1 pseudogene is annotated in these 461 nt (G+C 61.4%); it reads right to left on the reverse strand.

Annotation, left to right across the window (positions count from 1 at the left end):
- Nucleotides 1-461, reverse strand: a pseudogene (locus DBR24_RS33720) (secretin N-terminal domain-containing protein); the annotation flags it as partial.

A 461-nucleotide genomic window follows, 5' to 3' on the forward strand; every position in this document is an offset into this window, starting at 1 on the left:
GCTGACAAACGGAATGGTCTGGCCAACGAAAATGCTCGCTGCTTCGTTGTCCAGGGTCAGCAGGTTCGGCGTCGACAGCACGTTGGTGCCGCCCTTGCTCTTCAGCGCTCGGGCCAGCACTTTCAGGTCGAGGATCTTGCCGATGCCGGGGATGTCGACGGTGCCGTTGACGTAGCCCAGGTTCAAACCCTGCGGCAGTACGTCGATGCTGGTCTTGCCGCTGACGTTGATGCCCGAGCCACCCAGATTGGCCCCGCCGATCACGCCGTTACCACCGAGGTTGCCGGTCTGCCATTGCACACCGAATTCACTGGCATCGTCTTCGCCGACCTCGACGATCAGGCTTTCGATCACCACTTGTGCGCGACGCTGATCGAGCAAGTCGATGACTTCGCGCAGGTTGCGGTACAGCGGTTCCGGCGCGGAAATCAGCAAGGTGTTGGTGGTGGCGTCCGCCTGAA

This window comes from Pseudomonas sp. HMWF006 (genome assembly GCF_003061205.1).
Lineage (GTDB): Bacteria > Pseudomonadota > Gammaproteobacteria > Pseudomonadales > Pseudomonadaceae > Aquipseudomonas > Aquipseudomonas monsensis.